The sequence below is a fragment of the Paraburkholderia tropica genome (assembly GCF_900109265.1).
Classification (GTDB): domain Bacteria; phylum Pseudomonadota; class Gammaproteobacteria; order Burkholderiales; family Burkholderiaceae; genus Paraburkholderia; species Paraburkholderia tropica.
The window spans coordinates 246,637-270,356 of sequence record NZ_FNZM01000003.1; the positions used below are offsets into that span (position 1 = coordinate 246,637).

At 67.6% G+C, this 23,720-nt stretch carries 13 protein-coding genes; 9 read left to right on the forward strand and 4 right to left on the reverse strand.

The genetic code is table 11. The annotated features are described in order from the left end of the window. Positions 1–43: 43 nt before the first annotated feature. Complete coding sequence (locus BMY06_RS05665) at positions 44–3,574, reverse strand: transglutaminase family protein (RefSeq protein WP_074981962.1); 3,531 nt, start codon at positions 3,572–3,574, stop codon at positions 44–46. A gap of 176 nt (positions 3,575–3,750) precedes the next feature. Here BMY06_RS05665 and BMY06_RS05670 point away from each other — a divergent pair, with 176 nt between their 5' ends. Then, entirely contained in the window at positions 3,751–4,863 is a 1,113-nt protein-coding gene (locus tag BMY06_RS05670; RefSeq protein ID WP_080180848.1) for a zinc-binding metallopeptidase family protein, read from the forward strand. A gap of 59 nt (positions 4,864–4,922) precedes the next feature. Here the strand turns inward: BMY06_RS05670 and BMY06_RS05675 are convergent, their stop codons facing one another. Beyond that, positions 4,923–6,395, reverse strand: coding sequence for a circularly permuted type 2 ATP-grasp protein (locus BMY06_RS05675; protein ID WP_065060895.1), 1,473 nt, complete (start codon positions 6,393–6,395; stop codon positions 4,923–4,925). 124 nt (positions 6,396–6,519) lie between these two features. Next, positions 6,520–7,191, reverse strand: a complete 672-nt coding sequence (locus BMY06_RS05680; protein WP_065060894.1) for a glutathione S-transferase family protein — start codon at positions 7,189–7,191, stop codon at positions 6,520–6,522. Between the two features lie 396 nt (positions 7,192–7,587). Between BMY06_RS05680 and BMY06_RS05685 the strand changes: the two genes are divergently transcribed. Then, the gene (locus BMY06_RS05685) at positions 7,588–8,964 is read left to right on the forward strand and encodes a polyhydroxyalkanoate depolymerase (protein WP_065061029.1); all 1,377 of its coding nucleotides are present in this window, start codon (positions 7,588–7,590) and stop codon (positions 8,962–8,964) included. Positions 8,965–9,000: 36 nt separating this feature from the next. Here the strand turns inward: BMY06_RS05685 and BMY06_RS05690 are convergent, their stop codons facing one another. Continuing rightward, entirely contained in the window at positions 9,001–9,447 is a 447-nt protein-coding gene (locus BMY06_RS05690; protein ID WP_074981964.1) for a cupin domain-containing protein, read from the reverse strand. Between the two features lie 919 nt (positions 9,448–10,366). Here BMY06_RS05690 and bcsD point away from each other — a divergent pair. The 7 genes from bcsD to BMY06_RS05725 all read left to right on the forward strand — a co-directional run bounded on the left by bcsD (position 10,367) and on the right by BMY06_RS05725 (position 23,718). Then, a complete protein-coding gene (gene bcsD / locus BMY06_RS05695; protein WP_065060892.1) occupies positions 10,367–10,822 on the forward strand; it encodes a cellulose biosynthesis protein BcsD in 456 nt (151 codons plus the stop codon). 191 nt (positions 10,823–11,013) lie between these two features. After that, entirely contained in the window at positions 11,014–12,060 is a 1,047-nt protein-coding gene (bcsP, locus tag BMY06_RS05700) for a cellulose biosynthesis protein BcsP (protein WP_074981966.1), read from the forward strand. Continuing rightward, positions 12,057–12,848, forward strand: coding sequence for a cellulose biosynthesis protein BcsQ (gene bcsQ / locus BMY06_RS05705; RefSeq protein ID WP_065060890.1), 792 nt, complete (start codon positions 12,057–12,059; stop codon positions 12,846–12,848). The genes bcsP and bcsQ overlap by 4 nt, the downstream gene beginning before the upstream one ends. After that, the gene (bcsA, locus tag BMY06_RS05710; RefSeq protein WP_065060889.1) at positions 12,845–15,061 is read left to right on the forward strand and encodes a UDP-forming cellulose synthase catalytic subunit; all 2,217 of its coding nucleotides are present in this window, start codon (positions 12,845–12,847) and stop codon (positions 15,059–15,061) included. The genes bcsQ and bcsA overlap by 4 nt, the downstream gene beginning before the upstream one ends. A 116-nt stretch (positions 15,062–15,177) precedes the next feature. Next, positions 15,178–17,727 carry a cellulose biosynthesis cyclic di-GMP-binding regulatory protein BcsB gene (gene bcsB / locus BMY06_RS05715; RefSeq protein WP_074982200.1) on the forward strand — a complete coding sequence of 850 codons (2,550 nt, stop codon included), beginning with the start codon at positions 15,178–15,180 and terminating at the stop codon, positions 17,725–17,727. Position 17,728: 1 nt separating this feature from the next. Next, on the forward strand, positions 17,729–18,934 hold the full coding sequence (bcsZ, locus tag BMY06_RS05720; protein ID WP_080180788.1) for a cellulose synthase complex periplasmic endoglucanase BcsZ: 1,206 nt from the start codon (positions 17,729–17,731) through the stop codon (positions 18,932–18,934). A 59-nt stretch (positions 18,935–18,993) separates the two neighbouring features. Next, a complete protein-coding gene (locus tag BMY06_RS05725; RefSeq protein ID WP_074981967.1) occupies positions 18,994–23,718 on the forward strand; it encodes a cellulose biosynthesis protein BcsC in 4,725 nt (1,574 codons plus the stop codon). Positions 23,719–23,720 lie beyond the last annotated feature (2 nt).

Sequence of the window (23,720 nt, forward strand, 5' to 3'; positions counted from 1 at the left end):
GGGCTTGGGTTGGCGTGTCAGTCAACCGTGTTATCGGCAGAAATCAGCCACGCCGCAGATCCAGCGTAAACGGAAACTCAAGGCTGCGCGAGGGCGGCGCGGCCTCGAACGGCCCGGGCGTGTGCCCGGTCGTGAAGAAGCGCGCGCGCCGCCGGCTCTCCGCCTCGTACGCGTTGACCGGAAACGTCTGATAATTGCGGCCGCCCGGATGCGCAACATGATACTGGCATCCGCCGATGGCGCGGCCGCTCCACGTATCGACGATATCGATCGTGAGCGGCGCATGCACGCCGATGGTCGGATGCAGCGACGCCGCCTGGCGCCACGCGCGAAAGCGCACGCCCGCCACGCTTTCGCTGACGCGTCCGGTCGGCTGGAGCGGCAGCGCGTGGCCATTGACGGTCACGAGATGGCGGCTTTCGTTCAGGCCCAGCACGCGCACTTCCAGACGTTCCACCGACGAATCCACGTAACGCACCGTGCCACCCGGCGCGCCTTCCTCGCCCATTACGTGCCACGGTTCGAGCGCGTTGCGCAGCGTGAGCGCGATGCCGCTCGTCTGCAATTCGCCCACCACCGGGAAGCGGAATTCGAAGTGCGGCGCGAACCAGCCGGCGTCGAGCGCGAAGCCCGCGTCGCGCAGCTCGGCCAGCACGTCGTCGAAATCCATCTGCACGAAAGTCGAGAGCATGAAGCGGTCGTGCAGCTCGGTGCCCCAGCGCGTCAGGCGCTGCGTGTACGGCGTGCGCCAGAAGCGCGCCACCAGCGCGCGCAGCAGCAGTTGCTGCGCGAGGCTCATGCGCGCGTGCGGCGGCATTTCGAAACCGCGCAGTTCCAGCAGGCCAAGGCGGCCGGTGGGGCCGTCGGGCGAATAGAGCTTGTCGATGCAGAACTCGGCGCGGTGCGTGTTGCCGGTCACGTCGATCAGGATGTTGCGCAGCGCGCGATCGATCAGCCAGGGCGGCACGGGCGCGCCGCTTCCGCCATTCATGCTGGCGTCCCCGAAACCGCGCAGCAGATCGACCTGCCGCTGGATCTCCGCGAAGGCGATTTCGAGCTCGTAGACCTGGTCGTTGCGCGCTTCGTCGACGCGCGGCGCCTGGCTCGTCGGCCCGATAAAGAGGCCCGAAAACAGATACGACAGCGACGGATGGTTGTGCCAGTACGCGATCAGGCTCGCGAGCAGGTCGGGACGGCGCAGGAACGGGCTGTCGGCGGGCGTGGCGCCGCCGAGCACGAGGTGATTGCCGCCGCCGGTGCCGGTGTGGCGGCCGTCGAGCATGAACTTCTCGGACGAGAGCGCGGTTTCGTGCGCGGCGCGGTAGAGGAATTCGGTGCGCTCGACCAGTTCTTCCCAGTTCGACGACGGGTGGATGTTCACCTCGATCACGCCGGGGTCGGGCGTGACCTGGAGCATTTTCAGGCGCGCGTCGCGCGGCGGCGGATAGCCTTCGACGACGACGGGCAGCGCGAGGTCGCCGGCGGTGGCTTCGACGGCGGCGAGCAGGTCGAGATAGTCGTCGAGTTCGGTGAGCGGCGGCATGAAGACGTGCAACTGGCCTTGTCCGCTGCCGAACGCGTCGGCTTCGGCTTTCGGACCGGCGGCGCGCGCCGGGTCACGGGCTTCGACGCACAGCGCCGTGCGGCGGATCCAGGCGGCGGATTCGCCGCGTTGCGGGTAGCGATCGGTGAAGTTGGCGTGGGCGGCCCGGTCGTCGGCGAGGCCGCGCGGGCTTTCATCATCGCCACTGCCGTCAGCGGAAGCATCAGCACCCAGCGCGCCGCCTGCATCGCCATATGCCTGCGCGCCCAGCTCGAAACCTTCGCGATACTGCATGCGCAATTCGGCGGCGCTGCGCAGCGGCTCGGCGGGCGCGAACGGATCGTGCGTGTGCTGCCACGGATAATCGGCCGCCGCCACCCACGGCAGCGAGTCGAGCGGCAGGCGATAGCCCATCGGCGAGTCGCCCGGCATCAGATACATGCGCTCGTCGCGGAAGAACCACGGACCGCTGACCCAGCGCGGCGACTGTAGCGCCGGCAGCGCGGACGACGCGCGCTCGCGCACCAGCGGCAGCACGTAGCCGGTCACGGCGTCGAGCCCCGCGTCGAACACGCGGCGCAGGCGCAGGCGTTCGAGTTCGTCGTCGAGACGCGATTCGAACGGATCGACGTTCACGGGCAGGCGGCGCTCGCGCCACAGGTAATACCAGGTGTCCTCGTAGCCGGGCTGCACGTATTTCGGCTCGACGCCCAGCTTGCCCGCGAGATGCGCGATGAAGCGCTGCGCGTCGGCGGCCGTGTGATGCGTGGGCGTGCGTTCGTCGGCGAACAAGGACGGATCGTGCCAGCACGGCTGGCCGTCCGCGCGCCAGAACAGCGAGAGCGCCCACCGCGGCAACTGCTCGCCCGGATACCACTTGCCCTGGCCGATGTGCAGAAAGCCGCGCGCGCCGTACTGCGCGCGCAGTTTGTCCATCAGCGCGATGGCGTAGCGGCGTTTGGTCGGGCCGAGCGCGTCGGTGTTCCATTCCGGTGCATCGCGGTCGCGCTCGGCCACGAAGGTCGGCTCGCCGCCCATCGTCAGGCGCACGTCCTGGCCGGTCAGCGCGGCGTCCACCTGCGCGCCCATCGCCTGCATCGCCGCCCATTGCTCGTCGGTGTAGGGCTTGGTGACGCGCGGCGTTTCCAGCACGCGCTCGATCGTCATCGAATGCTCGAATTCGACTTCGCAGTCGTCGAGCGCGCCGGAAATGGGCGCGGCGCTGCCCGGTTCCGGCGTGCAGGCGACCGGAATATGGCCTTCGCCCGCGAGCAGGCCCGAAGTCGGATCGAAGCCGATCCAGCCCGCGCCCGGCAGATAGACCTCGCACCACGCGTGCAGGTCGGTGAAGTCGTATTCGGCGCCGACCGGGCCGTCGATCGCCTTCACATCGGGCTTCAATTGCAGCAGATAACCCGACACGAAACGCGCCGCGAGCCCGAGCTGGCGCAGCGTCTGCACCAGCAGCCAGCCGGTGTCGCGGCACGAACCCGAACCCTTCTCCAGCGTTTCCTCGGGTGTCTGCACGCCCGGCTCCATGCGGATCAAATAGCCGATCTCGCTTTGCAGGCGCTGATTGAGCCCGACCAGAAAGTCGATCGTGCGGGTCTCGGCGGACGGCGTGCGGTCGATCGACTCGATGAAGGCGGCGAAACGCGGCGTCGGCTCGCTGCGCACGAGATAGGGCGCGAGTTCGGCGGCCAGCTCGGGCGTGTAGGCGAACGGAAAGTGCTCGGCGCCCGGTTCGAGGAAGAAGTCGAACGGGTTGTAGACGGCCATTTCCGCGACCAGATCGATGGTCACGCGGAACTCGCGCATCGGCTCCGGAAAGGCCAGCCGCGCCTGGTAGTTGGAAAACGGGTCCTGCTGCCAGTTCACGAAGTGATCGGCGGGCTCCACGCGCATCGAATACGAGACGATGGGCGTGCGGCAGTGCGGCGCGGGGCGCAGCCGCACGATGTGGGGCGCGAGATGCACGAGCCGGTCGTAGCGGTACTGCGTGACATGGTTTAACGCGACACGGATGGACACATCCGACTCCTCGATCGACGTGGACGATGAAACAGGGCGCGCGCGCGGCGCGTGGCTATGATGCCGGGACAACGAGTGCGCGATGTGACAGCGGCGCGCGGCACGCCGCGTGCTTCGCGAGGCTGCGCGCGCGCGGCATGCGCCTCGCGCGGCACACTCACCCCGGGACGGCGGCGATGAAAACCTTTCACTGCGATCACTGCAATCAACTGGTGTTTTTCGAGAACGAGCGCTGCGAACGCTGCGACGCGCGGCTCGGCTACGTGCCGCAAAGCGGCGAGATGCACGCGTTCGAAGCGGCGGGCGACGGCTTGTGGCGCATCCGGCGCCAGGCCGCGGCGGCGGAGGGCGTGCAAGCGGCCGCGCTGTTCCGCCAATGTCACAACTACGCGGTCGAAAATATCTGCAACGGCATGATCGCCGCCGATTCGCCCGACACGCTCTGCCGCGCCTGCCAGTTCACGCGCACGATTCCCGATCTCTCGCGGCCCGACAACCGCGTCTACTGGTATCGGCTCGAAACCGCCAAGCGGCGTCTGCTCGCCACGCTGACCGCGCTCGGCCTGCCGCTCGCCACACGCGCGGAAGATCCCGAACACGGCCTGCAATTCGAGTTTCTCGAAGACACCGGCGACGGCCAGCGCGTGCTCACCGGCCACGATCACGGTCTCATTACGATGAACATCGCTGAAGCCGACGACGCTCATCGCGAACGCACGCGTGTCTCGCTGCACGAACCGTATCGCACGCTGCTCGGCCATTTCCGCCACGAAGTCGGCCATTACTATTTCGACCGCCTTGTGATGGAGACGCGCCGCATCGAGCCGTTTCGCACGCTGTTCGGCGACGAGCGCGCCAATTACGCCGACGCGCTCGCCGCGCATTACGCCAACGCTCCCGCGCCCGATTGGGCCGAGCGCTACGTGAGCGCCTACGCGTCCGTGCATCCGTGGGAGGATTGGGCGGAAACGTGGGCGCATTACCTGCATATCGTCGATACGCTCGACACGGCCACTGCCTGCGGGCTCGCGCTGCTGCCCGAGCGCCGCGACGAACCGGTGCTGCTCGACCAGACGCCCGTCGACGAAGCGAGCTTCGATAACCTGATGGCGCGCTGGTTTCCGCTCACCTACGTGCTGAACAGCCTGAACCGCAGCCTCGGCATGCCGGACGGCTATCCGTTCGCGCTGGCCCCGCCGGTCATCGACAAATTGCGGTTCGTTCATCGCGTGATTTCGGCTGCGGCTGCGGCTGCGGCTTCGGGCTCGGCTGCGTCGCAACCGGCATGAGACCGTTTGATCCGGTTTCCTGACCGGTTGCGCGATTGCGCGATTGCACAGTTCGCGGATCAGCGTTCGAGCACCCACGTGTCCTTGGTGCCGCCGCCCTGCGAGGAATTGACGACGAGCGAGCCCTCGCGCAGCGCCACGCGCGTGAGGCCGCCCGGCACCATGCGCACTTCCTTGCCCGAGAGCACGAACGGACGCAGATCGATATGGCGCGGCGCGATGCCCGCTTCCACCCACGTCGGGCAGGTCGAGAGCGAGAGCGTCGGCTGCGCGATGTATTTGTCGGGATTCGCGAGCAGCGCCGCGCGGAACGCCTCGATTTCGGCTTTCGTCGACGCCGGGCCGATCAGCATGCCGTAGCCGCCCGCGCCGTGCGTTTCCTTCACGACGAGATCGGCCAGATGATCGAGCACGTACTGGAGATCGTCGGGCTTGCGGCACATCCACGTCGGCACGTTGTTGAGCAGCGGTTCTTCGCCCAGATAGAAGCGCACCATGTCGGGCACGTAGGGGTAGATCGACTTGTCGTCGGCGACGCCCGTGCCCACCGCGTTGCACAGCGTGACGTTGCCCTTGCGGTAGACGTTCATCAGGCCCGCCGCGCCGAGCGTGGAATCGGGACGGAAGACGAGCGGGTCGAGAAAGTCGTCGTCCACGCGGCGGTAGATCACGTCGATGCGCTGCGGCCCCTGCGTCGTGCGCATGTACAGATAGTCGTTGTCGACGAACAGGTCCTGACCTTCGACCAGCTCGCAGCCCATCTGCTGCGCGAGGAACGCGTGCTCGAAATACGCCGAGTTGTACATGCCCGGCGTGAGCACGACCACGGTGGGATTGTCGGCGCCCGAGGGCGCGGCGGCGCGCAGCGTGTCGAGCAGCAGGTCGGGATAATGCGCGACGGGCGCGATGCGGTTGCGCACGAACAGATCCGGAAAGAGCCGCATCATCATCTTGCGGTTTTCGAGCATGTACGAGACGCCCGACGGCACGCGCAGATTGTCTTCGAGCACGTAGAACTCGCCCTCGTCGGCGCGCACGATGTCGATGCCCGCGATATGCGCGTAGATGTCGCGCGCGACGTTCACGCCCTGCATTTCCGGGCGATATTGCGCGTTGTTCAGGATCTGGTCGGCGGGCACGATGCCGCGCTTGACGATCTCCTGATCGTGATAGATGTCGTGGATAAAGCGGTTCAGCGCATTCACGCGCTGGCGCAGGCCGCGCTCCAGCTTGTTCCATTCGTCGCGCTGGAAAATGCGCGGAATCACGTCGAAGGGAATCGTGCGCTCGGTGCCCGCGCCGGTGACGTCCTTCTCGCCATAGACGGCGAAGGTGATGCCCACGCGCCGGAAGATCGTGTCGGCTTCCGCGCGCTTCTTGTGCATCTGCTGCTCGCTCTGGCCGCGCATCCACGCGAAGAATTCGCGGTAATGCGCGCGCGGTTCGCCCACCTGAGCGAACGCCGTGGCGGCCACGCCCCGAACGTCGAATTGCCCTTGCTCGAACATCTCGTTGAAGAAGGCTTGCGTCATAGATAGTTCTTCCGTCCGCTGCTGGTTCGTTCTAAATACGGTTCTTGCGGTCGCGTGCTTCCGTTTCGGGCCAGAACGCCCGATGCAACTTCCATGCCGACGCGAGCATGGCAAGGCGCGCCGCTCAGAACTCCATGTCGAGCTCGTCGATGTCCTCCGTTTCCGCCTTCGCGGCGGCGATCCATTCGGCTACATACGGTTGTTTGAGCACGCGCATGCAGTACTCGCCGATGTCGGGGTCGATCGGCACGTCGTAGGTGAGCAGACGCGTGACGACGGGGGCGTACATGGCGTCGGCGGCGCCGATCTCGCCGAACAGCCAGGGGCCGCCGTAGCGCTGGAGACAGTCGCGCCAGATCGTCACGATGCGTTCGATGTCGTCGTGCGCGCGCGACCAGATGCGGAACGACGGAAAGTGGCCGCGCAGGTTCATCGGCAGCGCGGAGCGCAGCGCGCCGAAGCCCGAGTGCATTTCGCCGCACACCGAGCGGCAGTGCGCGCGCGCCTTGCGGTCGGCGGGCAGCAGATGCGCCTGCGGGCGGATTTCGTTGAGGTATTCGCAGATGGCGAGCGTGTCCCAGATCTCGTTGCCGTCGTGGCGCAGGCAGGGCACGAGAATCGACGGCGAGAGCAGCAGCAGTTCGGCGCGCGCGGCGGCGTCGTCGATCGGCACGGCGAGCGTTTCGAATTCGAGACCCGCGAGTTTCGCGAGCAGCCAGCCGCGCATCGACCACGACGAATAATTGCGGCTGCTGATCGTCAAGGTCGTATTCGTCTGACTTGTCTGACTAGCCATGCGGCCTCCTCGGGCATCACACCCGCATCACACCAATCTGTAGCGCGGCGCACAGCGTTCGGGCGCGATGCACCGCGAAGGGACGCCGCGCCTGAAAGCGCACGGCTTCGCGGTGCGCGCCTTCACGTGCGCTCACGCGCAGTCACGGGCCGGTCGTACGGATATCACACGAACGTAACAATGCCGTGAAGCCGCGCCGCGCTGTGACGCGCCGCGCATGCGCGAATCCTTCGCCCGTGTGTTCGTCGTCCTTGCGCCGTTTGTCCGTCGAGCCGTCACCGAAAAATTGCAAGCACCGTGCCAATGAGCGCGCACGAGCCTGCCGAACCGCGAGTGGCATAGCTATTGCCTCTCTTGCGCCCATTGCCGCTCATCCCCGATCAGGAGCTTGCGCCCATGAACCTGCTTGCCTATCCGGCCTATCAGGCGTTCGCGGATTTCACGCGCCCGTGGCGCGCCGCCGCCTCGTTCGCGCGCGCGGCGCTCGCTGAGTGGTCCGCTGCGTGGCCCACCGCGTGGCCCACCTTCGCGACCGGCATCGACGCGCGTTATCTCGACGCCTGCTGGGAACAGATCGAAATGGCCGGGCTCACGCACGCGCGGCCGCCGTTCGGCATCGACGCCGTGCAGGTGGACGGCGTGCGCACGCCGGTGACGGAGGAGGTTGTCAAGCGCACGCCGTTCGGCTCGCTGCTGCACTTTCGCAAGGACACGCCCGCGCCGCAGCCGCGCGTGCTGCTGGTCGCGCCGATGTCGGGCCACTTCGCGACGCTGCTGCGCGGCACCGTGCGCACCATGCTCGCCGATCACGACGTCTACATCACCGACTGGCACAATCCGCGCGACGTGCCGCTGTCGGCGGGGCGTTTCGGTTTCGACGAATACGTCGAGCACGTGATGGCGTTCATCCGCCGCATCGGGCCGGACGCGCATCTGGTCGCGATCTGCCAGCCGACCGTGGCCGCGCTCGCCGCCGTCTCGCTGATGGCCGCCGACAACGATCCCGCGCAGCCCGCGAGCATGACGCTGATGGCGGGGCCGATCGACTGCCGCGTGAATCCGACCAAGGTCAACGACCTCGCCAACAGCAAGCCGATCGAGTGGTTCGAGCGCAATCTGATCAGCGCCGTGCCGGGCGGTTTTCCCGGCGCGCAGCGGCGCGTCTATCCGGGCTTCGTGCAGTTGAGCGCGTTCATGTCGATGAATCTGGAGCGACATCTGGCCTCGTTCGAGGAGATGCGCCACGAGCGCGCGAAGGGCGACCCCGCGAAAGCCGACGCGGTCCGCGTGTTCTATCGCGAATATTTCGCCACCACGGACCTGACGGCCGAGTTCTATCTGGAGACGGTCAGCGCGGTGTTCCAGCAGTACGCGCTGCCGCTCGGCAAGCTGAAGGTGGGCGAGCGCCTCGTCGAACCGCATGCGATCCGGCGCACCGCATTGCTCACGATCGAAGGCGAAAAAGACGATATCTGCGCCGTCGGTCAGACGGTGGCCGCGCAGGAGTTGTGCTCCGGCCTGCGTCCTTATATGAAGACGCATCACGTGCAGACCGGCGCGGGGCATTACGGCGTGTTCAACGGACGCCGCTGGGACACGCAGATCTACCCGCTGGTGCGCGCGACGATCCACGATCACGAGCCGCGCGCGCGGCGCATCGGCGCGGCTTCGACGACGTCGGCCACCGCGGACGCGGGTCAGGTCACGCTGGGCGCGCTGCTCGCCGCCGAAGCGCACGCGGAAGCCGTCATCGCGCGCGCCGCGCAGGCCTAGACGTCGATACAAGCGGCGCGACGGCGCGCCGCCGCGTCACGGCGCCGCTGGTGCCGCGTCCTCCCGCCACGGCGTGGGCGCGGGCACCTCGCAGGGCGCGTCCACGTCGATCGACTTGAAGTCGGCGGGGCTCACGATCTCCAGGTACTCCATGTCGGGCGAATAATCGAACAGGAAATGCGCGATGCCCGGCGCCTGATGCACGCAATCGCCCGCCTCGACCAGCGTTTCGCGATCGCCATACATGAAGCGCGCCCAGCCCTTGAGCATGATGACGATATGGAAGTCCGCCTCGTGGCGATGCCAGCCCGTGCCGGCTTCGGGCGCTTCGTTGGCCCTGACGAGCTGCGCGACCACTTTGCCGTGCGTGGCCTCGGTAATGCCGAGGTCGCGATAGACGAAGAAGTCGCGCAGGCCGCCGCCCTTGAAATCCGTGTCCTGCGGTTTGACGTGCGAAAAGCCCGTGGCGAATCCGGTTTGCATGACAGGTCTCCCGATGAAAAAACGCGCGCCGACAATCAAGTATGCTCTGTTCCAGCATGCTTAGAACGCGTCATTTCCACATTAAAGGCGCAGAAAGCAATTCGATTAATTAAATCGCTGGACTTTACGCGCCAATTCAGTGCGGACTTTCCTTTTTTCAATAAATAAAATCCCAAATGCGGGGCGTCGATGCATTAAGACCGGCGGGCAAGACGCGCACGCGACGAAGTCGTCTCAAAATGCGTCCTGCATCGCAAAAAAGCGGTTCCCTGACTTATCGAGACTGCTTCTTACTCAATCTATCGTCTGCCTCTTACGCAATCTTTCTGCGCGAGGCGGCATGCGGGCGGCGTTCTCATTCGTTTTGAATACCGTCTGTCCGTCGCGAATTATTCGACGAGATGAATAACGATTCGTCATTACGCGCCACTATTCCCGCCATCGAGATGAATCGTGCTCACATAAGAGCATTCCGCGAGCGGCGAATGGTCCGGCGGCGCGGCGCGATGCCGCACCCCGGATCCGCGCCACACGCCCGTCCGACAGCCGTTCCGGCGAACGATCGTGCGGCATTTTCGTATTACAAAAAAGTGACAGTCGGATGAAAGAATCGGTAACGCCGGCTGTCTCTAAAAGGGGAGCTATCAAGCGTTTGGCAGAAATATCGTCGGATTAACAATATATGCGTGCGTTATACTTCGGCTTCCGAGAAGGCGGTGCTGATTTTGTATGAAACATTTCAAGGCTTAGTCTGAAATGTTGCGATTGCTTATCAGACTGCGCTCGATATTTCAAATAGCTTTCAATGCGCGCGGTAGTCAGGCGGGGGCCTGTGGCACGTCACGTGCGAGCCACGAACGCCGTGTTGCGAAGTGTGCAAAACCTTTGCGTTTCCGACCTGAACTGGACCAGCCTGCCCATGCCGACCGTCGTCGATTTTCTGCTTGAGCAACATCTTTCCCCCCAGTGGCGCGGCCTGTTGCGGGCCCTCGCCGCGGAATTCGAGTCCCAGCTGAGCCCTGACGAACTGCGTCAACTGATGTTCCGCGTCGGCGCGCGTTTCGCCGAAAGCCATGCGTTGCCGCCGTGCGAGTCCACCGACGACCTCGCCGATGCGTTGAATGCGCACTGGTCGGGCATTCAGTGGGGCTACGTGGAACTCGCCGACGAAGGCGACTACCTGCGCATCATCCATTACGGCGCGCCGCTCGCGGCGTTCGGCGGCGCGGCGCTCGCCTGGACGCCCGCCTTCCTGCAAGGCTGCTACCAGGCCTGGCTCGACGCCATGGGCGCGGCCGAACTGGTGGTGGCGCAGGCGGACGTGCCCGACGAAGGTTTCGTCGTCGAATTCCGTCTCGCGCGCGCAACAGCCTGAAGTCGGGCGCCGCGCGTGCCGTTATAGACACCTGTCGCCCGCGCGTTGCTCCGGCGCGCGTCGCCGCGCGATGAACGTGCGGCGCGCGTTTCGGGTTGCCGGTTGTGATCGGCAGCTTTTACCGAGCTTGTGCAATGAGCTCGTACCGTTTTGTCAGTCCTTGATTTTGGCCACGGCCAGTGAGTCGTCTCATGAGCACCTCGCGCGATGTCAAAGCGCTCTTCGACCGGTTCGGCGGAGACGCGAGCAGTTATCGGGAAATCCGTATGGAAAACGAGGCCCGCGATGCGCGCGGCCGCTGGCCGTTGCTCGGCATGATCGATCCGCGTGAGGTCGATCTGTCGGCGGCGGAAGCGAAGCCCGGCGCACCGCAGGCGCCCGAACTGCGCGTGAAGTTGCCGCGCGCCCAGCGCGACGACACCCAGGCGACGCTGCGCCAGTCGGCGCCGCTGTTCACGCGCTCGCCGCGCCGCGACGTGCCGCCGGTCATCCGCAAGGAAAAGCCCGCTGCGCCCACGAGCAGTGCATTCCGTTTTTCGCCGACGCCCGCCTTGCGCGGTGCACAGGACGAAGCGAAAGGCGATGCGAAAGCCGACCCGAACTCGCAAACTGTATCGGCCGCCGATGCGCAAGCCGATGCCGCGCCGCTCGCTTTCGCGATTCCCGCGACCGGCGACGTGACGCCGTCTGGGTCCGCCGCGAATACGTCTGATGTAAGCGCAACGAACGTAAGCGCAACGAATGCGGCGGCGAACGAAGCGTCGACGGAAGCGGTGCGCGCTTTGCCTCCGCTCGCGCCGCGCTTTGCGCAACCGGCGTCGGCGCTGGGCGCAGCGGGCGCGCCGGCTTTCGCGTCGATGCAAAAGCCGGCGCCGGTGCAAGCCGCAGCGCCAATGCTCAACCCGTCGCCCGCCATTCAAGCCGATGCCTCGCGCGTCTCAGGCACGCCGCGTGCTCTCGCCGCGCGGGGTGCGATCGATGCGATCGATGCGACCACCGCCGTCGACGCCACGCCGCTGAAGAAACTCTTCGGCCGCGTGGGTGCGGGCGAGGGTGGCGCGCGTCCGCACGCACCGGCGCCCGACGCCGCGCCCGCACGCCTGAACCATCTGTTCGACCGGCTGCGGGGCGGCAACGTCGGCAACATCGGTAAAAACAGCAACACCGGCAACCGTGATGGCAGCAGTGAAGCCGCGCCGCGCCGTCCGTGGTTTCTCAAGGGAGTGAGCGGGCCATGAAAGTGGTGAGTGTGGTGTCGGCGAAAGGCGGCGTCGGCAAGACGACCGTCGCGGCGAATCTCGCCTCGGTGCTCGCGGCGCAGGGCCGCCATGTGGTGGCGGTGGATCTCGACCCGCAGAACTCGCTGCGCCTGTATTTCGGCGTGCCGCTCGACAGCGTCGACGGCCTGTCGCGCGCGGCGCTCACGGGCGCGCCCTGGCAGAGCGCGATGGTCGACGGCAGCGACGGCGTGGTGGTGCTCGCGTTCGGCGCGCTGATCGAAGAAGAACAGCATTTGTTCGAGCGCCATCTCGACGAAAACCCGCAATGGCTGCTGCGCGGTCTGGAGTCGCTGCGCCTCGACGCACCGGACATCGTCGTGATCGACACGCCGCCGGGCTCGTCCGCGTACACGCGCGCCGCGCTCACCGCCGCGCATTTCGCGGTCAACGTGGTGCTCGCGGACGCCGCGTCGTACGCCGCGATCCCGCAGATGCAACGCATGATCGACGCCTACGCCGCGCCGCGCCCCGAGTTTCGCGGCGAGGGCTATGTGGTGAATCAGGTCGATCAGTCGCGCCAGCTCAACAAGGACGTGTTGCGCGTGCTGCGCGACATGCTCGGCGACCACATGTTTCCGGGCGTCGTGCACGACGACGAAGGCGTGAGCGAATCGCTCGCCTGCAACACCACGGTCGTGCGCTACGACCCGCTGTGCCAGGCCGCCGCCGACATGCGCGCGTTCGGCGCATGGCTGTTGAACGCGCTGGAGTCGGATCGCGCGCCGTCGCGCAGGAGCGTGGCATGAGCACGATCGAGTCGGGTCCCGGCGCGGGCGCGCAGGAAGACGGCGGCAAGGGCACGTCGCGCCTCGAGCGTTTCGCCGACGCGCGCTTCTGGGGCAGCCTGCCGGTGATGGCGCTCCTCACGGTGTTCTCGCTGTGCGCGCTGTTTTTCGTCTTCACGGTGCCGCTGCCCGACCGCGAGCAACTGATCTTCGCGATCTGCTGCTTCGTCTGCGCGCTGTTCTTCCGGCGTTTCGCGGGTCATTACGCCACGCTCGTGATGATCATGCTCTCCGTGATCGCCTCGGGCCGCTACATGTACTGGCGTCTCACGGAAACCACGTACTGGACGCGTCCGCTCGACGCCGTCTGGGGCCTGCTGCTGGTGTCCGCCGAAGTCTACGCCGCGCTCGTGCTGATGCTCGGCTACTTCCAGACCGCCTGGCCGCTCAAGCGCAAGCCGGTGCCGCTGCCCGCCTCGCGCGCCGACTGGCCGACCGTCGACATCTTCATTCCGACCTACAACGAACCGCTCTCGGTCGTGAAGCCCACGATCTACGCGGCGCTCGCGCTCGACTATCCGTCCGACAAGCTTTCGATCCACGTGCTCGACGACGGCCGCCGTCCCGACTTCAAGGCCTTCTGCGAGGAAGTGGGCGTGAACTGGACGATCCGCGCGCACAACCGCCACGCCAAGGCGGGCAACATCAACGAAGCGCTCAAGATCACCGACGGCGAATACTTCGCGATCTTCGACTGCGACCACATTCCCACGCGCTCGTTTCTGCAGGTCTGCCTCGGCTGGTTTCTGCGCGACAAGAAGCTGTCGATGCTGCAAACGCCGCACCACTTCTTTTCCGCCGATCCGTTCGAACGCAATCTCGGCACGTTCCGCAAGGTGCCGAACGAAGGCGAGCTGTTCTACGGCCTCGTGCAGGACGGCAACGATCTCTGGAACGCCACGTTCTTCTGCGGCTCGTGCGCGCTGCTGCGCCGCTCGATGGTCGAAGAGATCGGCGGCATTGCCGTGGAAACCGTGACCGAGGACGCGCATACCGCGCTCAAGCTGCATCGGCTCGGCTACACCACGGCGTATCTGGCGATTCCGCAGGCCGCCGGTCTCGCGACCGAAAGCCTCTCGGGCCACATCGGCCAGCGCATTCGCTGGGCGCGCGGCATGACGCAGATTTTCCGCGTCGACAATCCGCTGATGGGCAAGGGCCTCTCGTTCGGCCAGCGCCTGTGCTATCTGAACGCGATGATGCACTTCTTCTACGGCATCCCGCGTCTCGTGTTCCTCACCGCGCCGCTCTCGTTCCTGTTCTTCGGCGCGCACGTGATCCAGGCGTCGGCGGCGACCATCGCGCTGTTCGCGCTGCCGCACATGTTCCATGCGAACGTCACGAACTCGCGCATGCAGAGCCAGTTCCGCCATTCGTTCTGGGCGGAGGTCTACGAGTCGGTGCTCGCGTCGTACATCACCGCGCCCACGCTGCTCGCGCTGATCAACCCGAAGCTCGGCAAGTTCAACGTGACGGCGAAGGGCGGCAAGATCGCCGAGAACTATTTCGACTGGGCGATCTCGCGCCCGTACCTGATTCTGCTGATGCTGAACCTGATCGGCTTCCTGGTCGGGCTCTGGCATATCCACGCGTACTGGCACGTGAAGAGCGTGGTCAACACGACGCTGCTGAACCTCGCGTGGACGGCCTACAACATGCTGATTCTCGGCGCGAGCGTGGCCGCCGCCAACGAGCACAAGCAGGTGCGCGCGGTGCACCGCGTGGCCATGAAGATGCCGGTGATGCTGCGTTTCGGCACGGGCCGCACGCTCGCGTGCGAGACGCTCGATTACTCCGAGGGCGGCGTGGGCGTGGCGCTGCCGCAGAACATTGCGATTCCGCTGCATGAAACGGTGACGGTGTCGCTGTTTCGCGGCGACGAGGAATACGCGTTTCGCGCGACCGTGAGCTTTTCGGCGCCGGGGCGCGCCGGCCTGCAGTTCCTCGAAATGACGAAGGCGCAGGAATTCGATTTCGTGAAGACGACCTTTTCGCGCGCCGATGCGTGGACCGGCTGGGCCGAGGGCCGTCAGGCCGACGCCCCGCTGCGCGCGCTCTCGAACGTGCTCGGAGCGGGCCTCGGCGGTATCGGCGGCCTCTTCCAGCATCTATACGCGGACTTGCGCGCCTGGGGAAAGCGCGGCGGCAAGCGGACCGGACAACAAGACAGCTAAGACACATGAAGAAAGGGAGCGGTTTGTCACGCCCGCCCGCGCGTTCGGGCGAGCAGGGGAGCGCGCGTCTCGCGGCGCCTCGCATCGATGCACAGCGCGCGCAGGACTTCGACGCGATGCCGGCAACCGGCGCGCAGCGTTTGCCGCGCCTCGCGCGCGCGCTCGTCTGCGGTCTCGCCGTGCAGCTGTGCGCCGCGCCGTTCATGACGTTCGCGCCGATGGCGATGGCGGCATCGGCCAATACCGCGGCGAATGCCACGAACGCAGCGAATGCCACGAACGCCGCCGCGAAATCCTCCACGCCGAGCGACGCGCCGCCGCCACTGCCGGGCGCGAACCACAGCGCCGCCGACGGCGCGACCTCGGTCGGTTCCGCGCCGCCGCCCGGTCCCGCGCAGACTTTCGATCCGCAAGCGGGCGCGCAGCCCGCGTTCGCCTTGCCGTCGCCGCCGCTGCCGCCCGAGCAGCAGAAGCTGCTGGGCATGCGTCCGCCGACGACCGCGAATCCCGGCACGCTGGTGCCCGGCGGCCGTCGCCAGACGCTCACGTTCGCCGACCTCGGCGCGCTCGATCCGCTGCAACTGCGCGGCACCGACGGCCAGAACGGCGTGCCGTTCTCGGTGCGTAACGACGAAGTCGTGACCGGCGCCACGCTGCATCTGATCTACAGCTATTCGCCCGCGTTGCTGCCCGAGCTTTCGCAGCTCAAGGTGCTGATCAACGGCGAAGTGGCCGCGACGCTGCCGGTGCCGCAATCGCAGGGCGGCACCACCGTCGCGCGCGACGTGCCGCTCGATCCGCGCTTCATCACCGAGTTCAATCACCTGAACGTGCAGCTGATCGGCCATTACACGCGCAGCTGCGAAGATCCCGCGAATTCCGCGCTCTGGGCCACGGTCAGCAACGCGAGTTCGCTCGATCTGACCTACGCCTCGCTGCCGACGAAGCCCGATCTGGGCGCGCTGCCGCAGCCGTTCTTCGACCGCCGCGACGTGCGCCGGCTCGAATTGCCGATGGTGTTCGCGGCGAAGCCCGACGCGGCCACGCTCGAAGCCGCGGGCACGCTGGCTTCGTGGTTCGGCTCGCTGGCGGGTTATCGCGGCGCGGTCTTCCCGGCGCAAGTGGGCAACGCGCCGCTCTCGGGCAACGCGGTGGTGTTCGCGCTCGCCGACTCGCATCTCGACGGCGTGACGCTGCCCGCCATCAGCGGCCCGACCATCGCGGTGGCCGAACGCGCCGCGCCCGCGCGCGGCGAACTGCTGCTCGTGCTCGGCCGCAACGGCGAGGAACTGAAGACCGCGGCCAGCGCGCTCGCGCTCGGCCAGAACACGCTCTCCGGCACCAGCGTGACGATCGGCCAACTGGTGACGCTCAAGCCGCGCACGCCGTACGACGCGCCGAACTGGCTGCCGTCGAATCGTCCGGTGCGCTTCGGCGAACTGGCCGACGAGCGCGCGCTGTCCGTGACCGGCTACGACGCCGGTGCGATCGCGATCAATCTGCACGTGCCGCCCGACATGTTCATGTGGAACACGAAGGGCGCGCCGCTCGACCTGCGTTATCGCTACACGGTGCGTCCGCGTCCGGACCGCTCGTCGCTGAACATCAGCGTCAACAACAGCTTCGTGCAGGCGCTGGAAATTCCGGCCGTCGATCCGTCGCGCTTCAGCCTCGGCCATTTCCTCGGCCGCTTCGGCGCGCAGGCGTACACCACGGGCGTGACGCGCCGCATCGTCTACGTGCCGCCGCTGCTGCTCACGCCGCGCTCGCAACTGCGCCTGCATTACTTCTACGACATCCCGAACACGGGCGAATGCTCGGGCCGCCTGATGCCGAACGTGGAAGGCTCGATCGATCCCGATTCGACCATCGACCTGTCGTCATTCCCGCACTACATGGCGCTGCCCGATCTGGCCGCGTTCGCGAACAGCGGCTTCCCGTTCACGCGCATGGCCGACCTCTCGCAGACGGCCGCGATCCTGCCCGACGATCCCACCTCGGGCGACTACAGCCTGTTCCTGCTGGCGATGGGCCGCATGGGCGAGTCGACGGGTTATCCGGTCACGGGCGTGACGGTGGCCGGTCCCGGCGACATCGACCGTCTCGCGGATAAAGACCTGCTGCTGCTCGGCGGCCCCGGCCGTCAGCCGCTGCTGCAACGCTGGGCGAAGTCGATGCCGTTTTCGAGCGATGGCGACACCAGCACCTTCACGCTCTCGGACATCGGCTTCAAGGTCGAGGACTGGTGGCACGGCTCGCACGGTGCGGAACGCACGCCCGCGCGCGCCGACCTCTCGCTTGTGAGCAACGGCGGCAGCGCGCTGATCGCGGGTTTCGAGTCGCCGCTCAAGTCGGGCCGCAGCGTGGTCGCGTTGATCAGCTCGCCGGGCGAGTCCGAAGCCGACATGACCTCGGCGCTGCTCGACGCCGACGTGCTGCCGCAGCTTCAGGGCGCGATGGCCGTCGTGCACGGCCGCTCGGTCACGGTGACGTCGAACGGCGACACCTACTACGTCGGCAAGCTCTCGCCGCTCGAATACGCGCGCTGGGTGCTGTCGTCGCATCCGCTGTTGCTGCTGCTCGCGGGCGTGCTCGCGGCGATCGTGATCGCGGCGCTGTTCTATCGCGTGCTGCGCGGCATCGCCGCGCGCCGCCTCAAGGACTGACATGATGCCGACCCAACCGAGCCCACGAGGCACCGCGCGCCGCGCGCGTTCGCCGCTGGCGGCGTCGGCGCTGGCCGTCGCGCTGCTGTGCGCCACGGCGGCGGGCCCGGCCCGCGCGCAGTCTGCCCCGGCGCCGGCGTGCGGCGACTGGCCGGCGTATCGCGCCTTCATGACGCGCACGGTGCAAGCCGACGGACGCGTGCTCGACGCCACCACGCCGGTCCAGCAGACCACTTCGGAAGGCCAGTCCTACGGCATGTTCTTCGCGCTCGTCGCCAACGACCGCGCGGGCTTCGACCGCATGCTCGGCTGGTTGCGCGCCAATCTCGCGGGCGGCCAGTTCGACGCCGACAACGTGCGTCTGCCCGCGTGGCAGTGGGGCCATAAACCGGACGGCAGCTGGGGCGTGATCGATCCGAATCCGGCTTCCGATTCCGACGTGTGGATCGCCTACGACCTGCTCGAAGCGGGACGCCTGTGGCGCGCGCCCGAATACACGGCGCTCGGCACCGCGCTCGCGGCGCAGATCGCCAAACGCGAAGTGAGCGATTTCGCGGGCCTCGGCCCGATGCTGCTGCCGGGGCCGCAAGGTTTCGTCAACGGCGACGTCACGCGCCTGAATCCGAGCTATTCGCCGCTGCCCGTGCTGCGCGGTCTCGCGAGCGCGCTCAAGGGCGGCCCGTGGAGCGCGCTCGCGCAGAACGGCTACAAGCTCGTTTCCGGCACCGCGCCGCGCGGCTTCGCGCCCGACTGGGCGGCGTGGCACGCGGGGCAGTTCGTCGTCGATCCGAAAACGGGCGACGTCGGCAGCTACGACGCCATTCGCGTCTATCTCTGGGCCGGTCTCGCGAATGCCGCCGACCCGCTCGCGAAGCCCTGGCTGAACGCCGTGCGCGGCATGGCCGATCGCGTCGCGCAAACCGGCGTGCCGCCCGAGAAGGTGGCGGCCGCAACGGGCGTCGGCAGCGGCGAAGGGCCGCTCAGCTACTGGGGCGCGCTCGCGCCGTATTTCGCGGCGCTCGGCGACACGAAAAGCCTCGCGCTCGCCCGCTCGCGTCTTGCCGCGCTCGACGGCGCGACGCCGGGCCGCGAACCGGTGTACTACGACCGCGTGCTCGGCCTGTTCGGCGCGGGCGCGGTGGAAGGCCGCTATCGCTTCGACGCGAACGGGCGGCTCGTGCCCGCGTGGGAGGGCGCATGCCGATAACCTCGCGCTCGATCCGCTCACGCGGCGCGTTGCCGAAGACAAGTAAAACGACAGAACCGATGCAGAAGAAGCCCACCCCGCGCAAGCCGCTCGGCGCTTTGGCGCTCACGCTCGCGCTGGCGGGCGTGGTTGCGTTCTCGCACGCGCCGCTCGCGCGCGCCGCCGACGACGCGCTCAAGGCGCTCATCGATCAGGGCAAGTACTGGCAGGCGCATGGCCGCGGCGACCTCGCGGAGCAGGCGTGGGAAAAGGTGCTGCGCCTCGACGCAAAGCAGCCCGACGCGCTGCTCGGCATGGGCATGGTGATGGCCGACCGCAAGGACGGCGGCCGCGCCGAGTCCTATCTCGAACAACTGCGCCAGGTCGCGCCGAACTATCCCGGCATCGACGATCTGGGCCGCCGCCTCGGGCAATCGAGCCCGCGCGACCAGACCGTGAACGACGCGCGGCGTCTCGCGCAGATGGGCAAGAGCGCGTCGGCGGTCGAGCAGTATCAGAAGGCGCTCAACGGCGTGCCCGCCACGCCGCAACTGCGGCTCGAGTATTACCAGGCGCTCGCGGCCACGCCCAACGGCTGGGACGAGGCGCGCAAGGGCCTCGACCAGCTCGCGCGCGACAATCCCGACGATCCGCGCTATGCGCTCGCCTACGCGCAGCACCTCACGTATCGCGACACCACGCGCCGCGACGGCATCGCGCGTCTGCAGGTGCTCGCCAACGACAGCAAGGTCGGACCGCAGGCGCGTCAGAGCTGGCGTCAGGCGCTGTTGTGGCTCGCGGCGCGGCCCTCGGATCAGCCGAGTTTCGATGCCTATCTGAAGCTCTCGCCCGACGATCCCGCCGTGAAGGCGCGCTACGAAAGCATGGTCGTGCAGGATCAGGCCACGCGCGAGCGCGCCGCTCAGGATCAGGCGAACGATGCGCGCGGCCGCGCGGTCGCCGACGGTTTCGCCGCGCTCGACCGCAACGATCTGGCGACGGCGCGCGCACGTTTTTCGGCGATTCTCGCGAACTCGCCCAACGACGCCGACGCGCTCGGCGGCATGGGCGTGGTCGAACTGAAGCAGGAACACTTTCCCGAGGCGCGCAATTACCTCGAACGCGCGTCGCGCGCGGGCAATCCGGCGCGCTGGCGCGAGGCGCTCGCAAGCGCCTCGTACTGGACCTACACCAGCGAGGCGCTGGGCGCGCAGAGCAACGGCGAAGTTGCGAAAGCGAAGTCGCTGTTCGAGCGCGCGATTGCGCTCAATCCTTCGGATGTGACGGCCCAGGTGATGCTCGGCGAGCTGCTGCTGGCCAATCACGATCCGCAGGGCGCGGAGCAGGCGTATCGCATGGCGCTGCGCCGTCAGGCCGACAACCCCGACGCGATTCGCGGGCTCGTCGGCGCGCTCGCGGCGCAAGGGCGCGGCGACGAAGCGCTGCAGTTCGCGAACCAGCTCACGACCGAACAGCAGAGCAAGGCGGGCGGTCTCGACCGTCTGCGCGGCACGGCCGAAGCGGCCCAGGCGCGCGCCGCCGAAGCGCAGGGCGATCTGGGCCGCGCGCGCAGCCTGTTCGAAAGCGCGCTCGTCAGCAATCCTGACGATCCGTGGCTGCGTCTCGACCTCGCGCGCATCTACGTGCGCCAGGGCGCGGTGGGCACCGCGCGCAGCATGATGGACGGCTTGATCGCCGCGCATCCCGACATGGTCGACGCGCTCTATGCGAGCGCGCTGCTCGCCGAGCAGACGCGCGACTACGGCAACGGCCTGCAGATGCTCGACCGCATTCCCGCCGACAAGCGCACGACGGCGATGGCCGAGTTGCAGCATCGGCTGTGGCTCGGTCAGCAAGTCGATCTCGCGACGCAGATGGCGAAGCGCGGGCAGCGTCAGCAGGCGCTCGCGCTGCTGAGCGGCGCGGAGCCGGTCGCGCAGGCGAATCCGGCGCTGATCGGCGAACTGGCGGGCGGTTATGTCGCCGCGGGCGCGCCCGACCGCGCGCTGTGGCTCGTGCAAGGCGCGATGTCGGCGGCGCCCGGCGATGCGGGCCTGCAACTGCAGTACGCGGGCATTCTGCTCGCGAGCCATCAGGACGAGATGCTCGGCCAGGTCATGCAGCGCCTGCAGACGATGCAGCTCACGCCCGACCAGCGCACCGACTTCGACAACCTCAATCTCGCGATCGTGGTGCGCCGCGCGGACGCCGTGCGCACGAGCGGCGATCTCGCCGGTGCGTATTCGGTGATCGCGCCGTGGCTCGCGGCGATGCCCGACAACCCCGACTTGCAGGCGTCGCTCGCGCGGCTCTATTCGTCGGCGGGCGATCCGGCCAACGCGCTCAAGTGCTATCGCATCGCGCTGGCGCGCCGCCCCGACGATCACGGCCTGCAACTGGCGGCGCTCTACGCGGCGGCGGGCGCGAAGTCCTGGCACTACGCCGGGCAACTCGCCGATACGGCCTTGCGCAGCGCGCCCGACGATCCCGAAACGCTGGCCGCCGTGGGCCGCATGTATCGCGCGCAGGGCAAGCTCACGCTCGCCGCGCAGTATCTCAAGCAGTCGCTCGTCGCGAGCACGACGCCTGTCGGCGCGCGGCCGGCCGCGACCGGACGCGCCGCCAACGTGCCGCGCGGCTGGGAAGCGCTCAGCCGTCCGCTGGGCGCGAATCCGCTGCCGGGCACCAATCCCTTCGAGGGCAAGACGGCGGTCGATGCCGCCAGCGACGCGAACACGGCGGGCGCGACGAGCGGCGCGAGCGCTTTTGCGACGCCCGCGCCGAGTTCGCCGTCGTGGTCCAAACTTTCGTCTCCTGTACCGACCGTGCCTATTTCCCTGCCTCCGGCGCAGCCCGCGCCGTATGTTGCACCTTATGTGGCGCCGCCCGCCGGCTCCACCTCGGGCTACCAGGCGCCCGCCGGATCGACGGACGGCTATGGGCCGGATACGTCCGGCTCCAGCGCGTCGGGCGGCCCCGCGACGGCGCAGCCGTTGCAGCCGTATGCGCAATACGCGCCGGGCGGGTATCCGCAGGGTGGCTATCCGCAGCAGCAGGCGTATCCGCAGGGCGGCTATCCGCAGCAACAGGCGTATCCGCAGGGTTATCCGCAGCAGCCGTATGCCGCGACGCCCTGGCCGATGTCGCCCGCCGCTCAGGCCGCGCAAGGCGGTTATGCGCAGCCCGCTGTGCCGTCGTCGCGTACGTCGAAGCGCACGTCGAAGAACAAGCAGGCGAATAACCGCGCCGCGTACGCCCAGCAGCAGGGCTACGCGCAGCCGTATCCGCAGGGTGGGTATCCGCAGGGCGGCTACCCGCAATATCCGCAGCAGGGTTACGCGCAGGGTGGGTATCCGCAGCAGCCGTATCCGCAACAGGGTTACGCGCCGCAGCCGTACGCGCAAGGCGGTTATCCGCAGCAAGGCTACCCGCAGCAAGGCGGCTACATGCCGCAACCGCCGTACGCGCAGCAGCAATACGGCGCGCCGGCCTACATTCCGCAGCCGCCCGCGGGCTACGCGCAGCCGTATGCGCCGCCTGCCGCCGCTGCCGCGAATGCCACGCCCACGCCGCAACAGATCGCGAATTCGCAGACGCTTGGTGTCGCCGACGAACTCGCGCAGATCAACCGCGAGCAGTCGAGCACGATCTCGGGCGGCGTGATCTTCCGCAACCGCACGGGCGAGGACGGCCTCTCGAATCTCACCGATATCGAAGCGCCGATCGAAGGCCGCATCAAGACGGGCAATGGGCATATCGTCGTGACGGCGACGCCCGTGACGCTCGACGCCGGCACGGCCGCCACCGACCTGCCGACGCTCGCGCGCTTCGGCTCGGGCCTCAGCGGCAGCAAGGCCGGCAGCAGCGGCTTCGGCTCGCAGACGGCGAGCGGCGTGGGTCTCTCGATCGGCTATGAAACGAAGTCGGTGAAGGCCGACATCGGCGCGACGCCGGTCGGTTTCCGCTATCAGAACGTGACGGCGGGCGCGGAATACGACGGCGGCATCACCGACAAGGTCTCGTACTCGCTCGCCATCACGCGCCGCGCGGTCACCGACAGTCTCTTGTCCTACGCGGGCGCGCGCGACGCGGGCGCGAACCTCGAATGGGGCGGCGTGATGAAATCGGGCGGCCGCGCCGCGCTGTCGTGGGACGACGGCACGAACGGCCTCTACGTGAACGGCGAGGCCATGTTCTACAACGGCCACCATGTGGAAGACAACGTCGGCGGCAAGGCGGGCGGCGGTTTCTACACGCGCGTCTACAAGGACGCCGACCAGACCTTCACGGTGGGCGTGAACACCACGTGGATGATGTTCGACAAGAACCAGTCGTACTACACCTACGGTCAGGGCGGCTACTTCAGTCCGCAGCAGTACGTGATCCTGAACCTGCCGGTCGAATACGCGGGCCGCAACGGGCCGTTCTCGTTCGATCTGAAGGGCTCGATCGGCGTGCAGCATTATCGCGAGGATGCGGTGCCGTACTTCCCGCTCGATGCAGGCCTGCAAGGCGCGGCCAGGAGCAACATGAACAGCGTGAGCTCCGCCGCCGCCACGCTCGACCCGGACGCGACCTATCCGGGGCAGAGCAAGACCGGCTTCGCGTACTCGGTCTACGCGAGCGGCGAGTATCAGCTCGGGCCGCAGCTCGCGGTCGGCGCGATGGCTTCGCTCGGCAACGCGTATCAGTATCGCGAGTGGCTCGCCGCCGTGTATCTGCGCTACAGCTTCTCGCCGCAGTCGGGCTCGCAACCGTTCCCGCCGCGCGCGTTCTCGTCGCCGTTCCTCGCGACATCGGACTGACG

Bases quoted from the DNA above. Each gene is read 5' to 3' on its own strand.
- BMY06_RS05670 (WP_080180848.1), top strand. From the start codon at position 3,751: ATGAAAACCTTTCACTGCGATCACTGCAATCAACTGGTGTTTTTCGAG.
- BMY06_RS05675 (WP_065060895.1), bottom strand. From the start codon at position 6,395: ATGACGCAAGCCTTCTTCAACGAGATGTTCGAGCAAGGGCAATTCGAC.
- BMY06_RS05680 (WP_065060894.1), bottom strand. From the start codon at position 7,191: ATGGCTAGTCAGACAAGTCAGACGAATACGACCTTGACGATCAGCAGC.
- BMY06_RS05685 (WP_065061029.1), top strand. From the start codon at position 7,588: ATGAACCTGCTTGCCTATCCGGCCTATCAGGCGTTCGCGGATTTCACG.
- BMY06_RS05690 (WP_074981964.1), bottom strand. From the start codon at position 9,447: ATGCAAACCGGATTCGCCACGGGCTTTTCGCACGTCAAACCGCAGGAC.
- bcsD (WP_065060892.1), top strand. From the start codon at position 10,367: ATGCCGACCGTCGTCGATTTTCTGCTTGAGCAACATCTTTCCCCCCAG.
- bcsP (WP_074981966.1), top strand. From the start codon at position 11,014: ATGAGCACCTCGCGCGATGTCAAAGCGCTCTTCGACCGGTTCGGCGGA.
- bcsQ (WP_065060890.1), top strand. From the start codon at position 12,057: ATGAAAGTGGTGAGTGTGGTGTCGGCGAAAGGCGGCGTCGGCAAGACG.
- bcsA (WP_065060889.1), top strand. From the start codon at position 12,845: ATGAGCACGATCGAGTCGGGTCCCGGCGCGGGCGCGCAGGAAGACGGC.
- bcsB (WP_074982200.1), top strand. From the start codon at position 15,178: ATGCCGGCAACCGGCGCGCAGCGTTTGCCGCGCCTCGCGCGCGCGCTC.
- bcsZ (WP_080180788.1), top strand. From the start codon at position 17,729: ATGATGCCGACCCAACCGAGCCCACGAGGCACCGCGCGCCGCGCGCGT.
- BMY06_RS05725 (WP_074981967.1), top strand. From the start codon at position 18,994: ATGCAGAAGAAGCCCACCCCGCGCAAGCCGCTCGGCGCTTTGGCGCTC.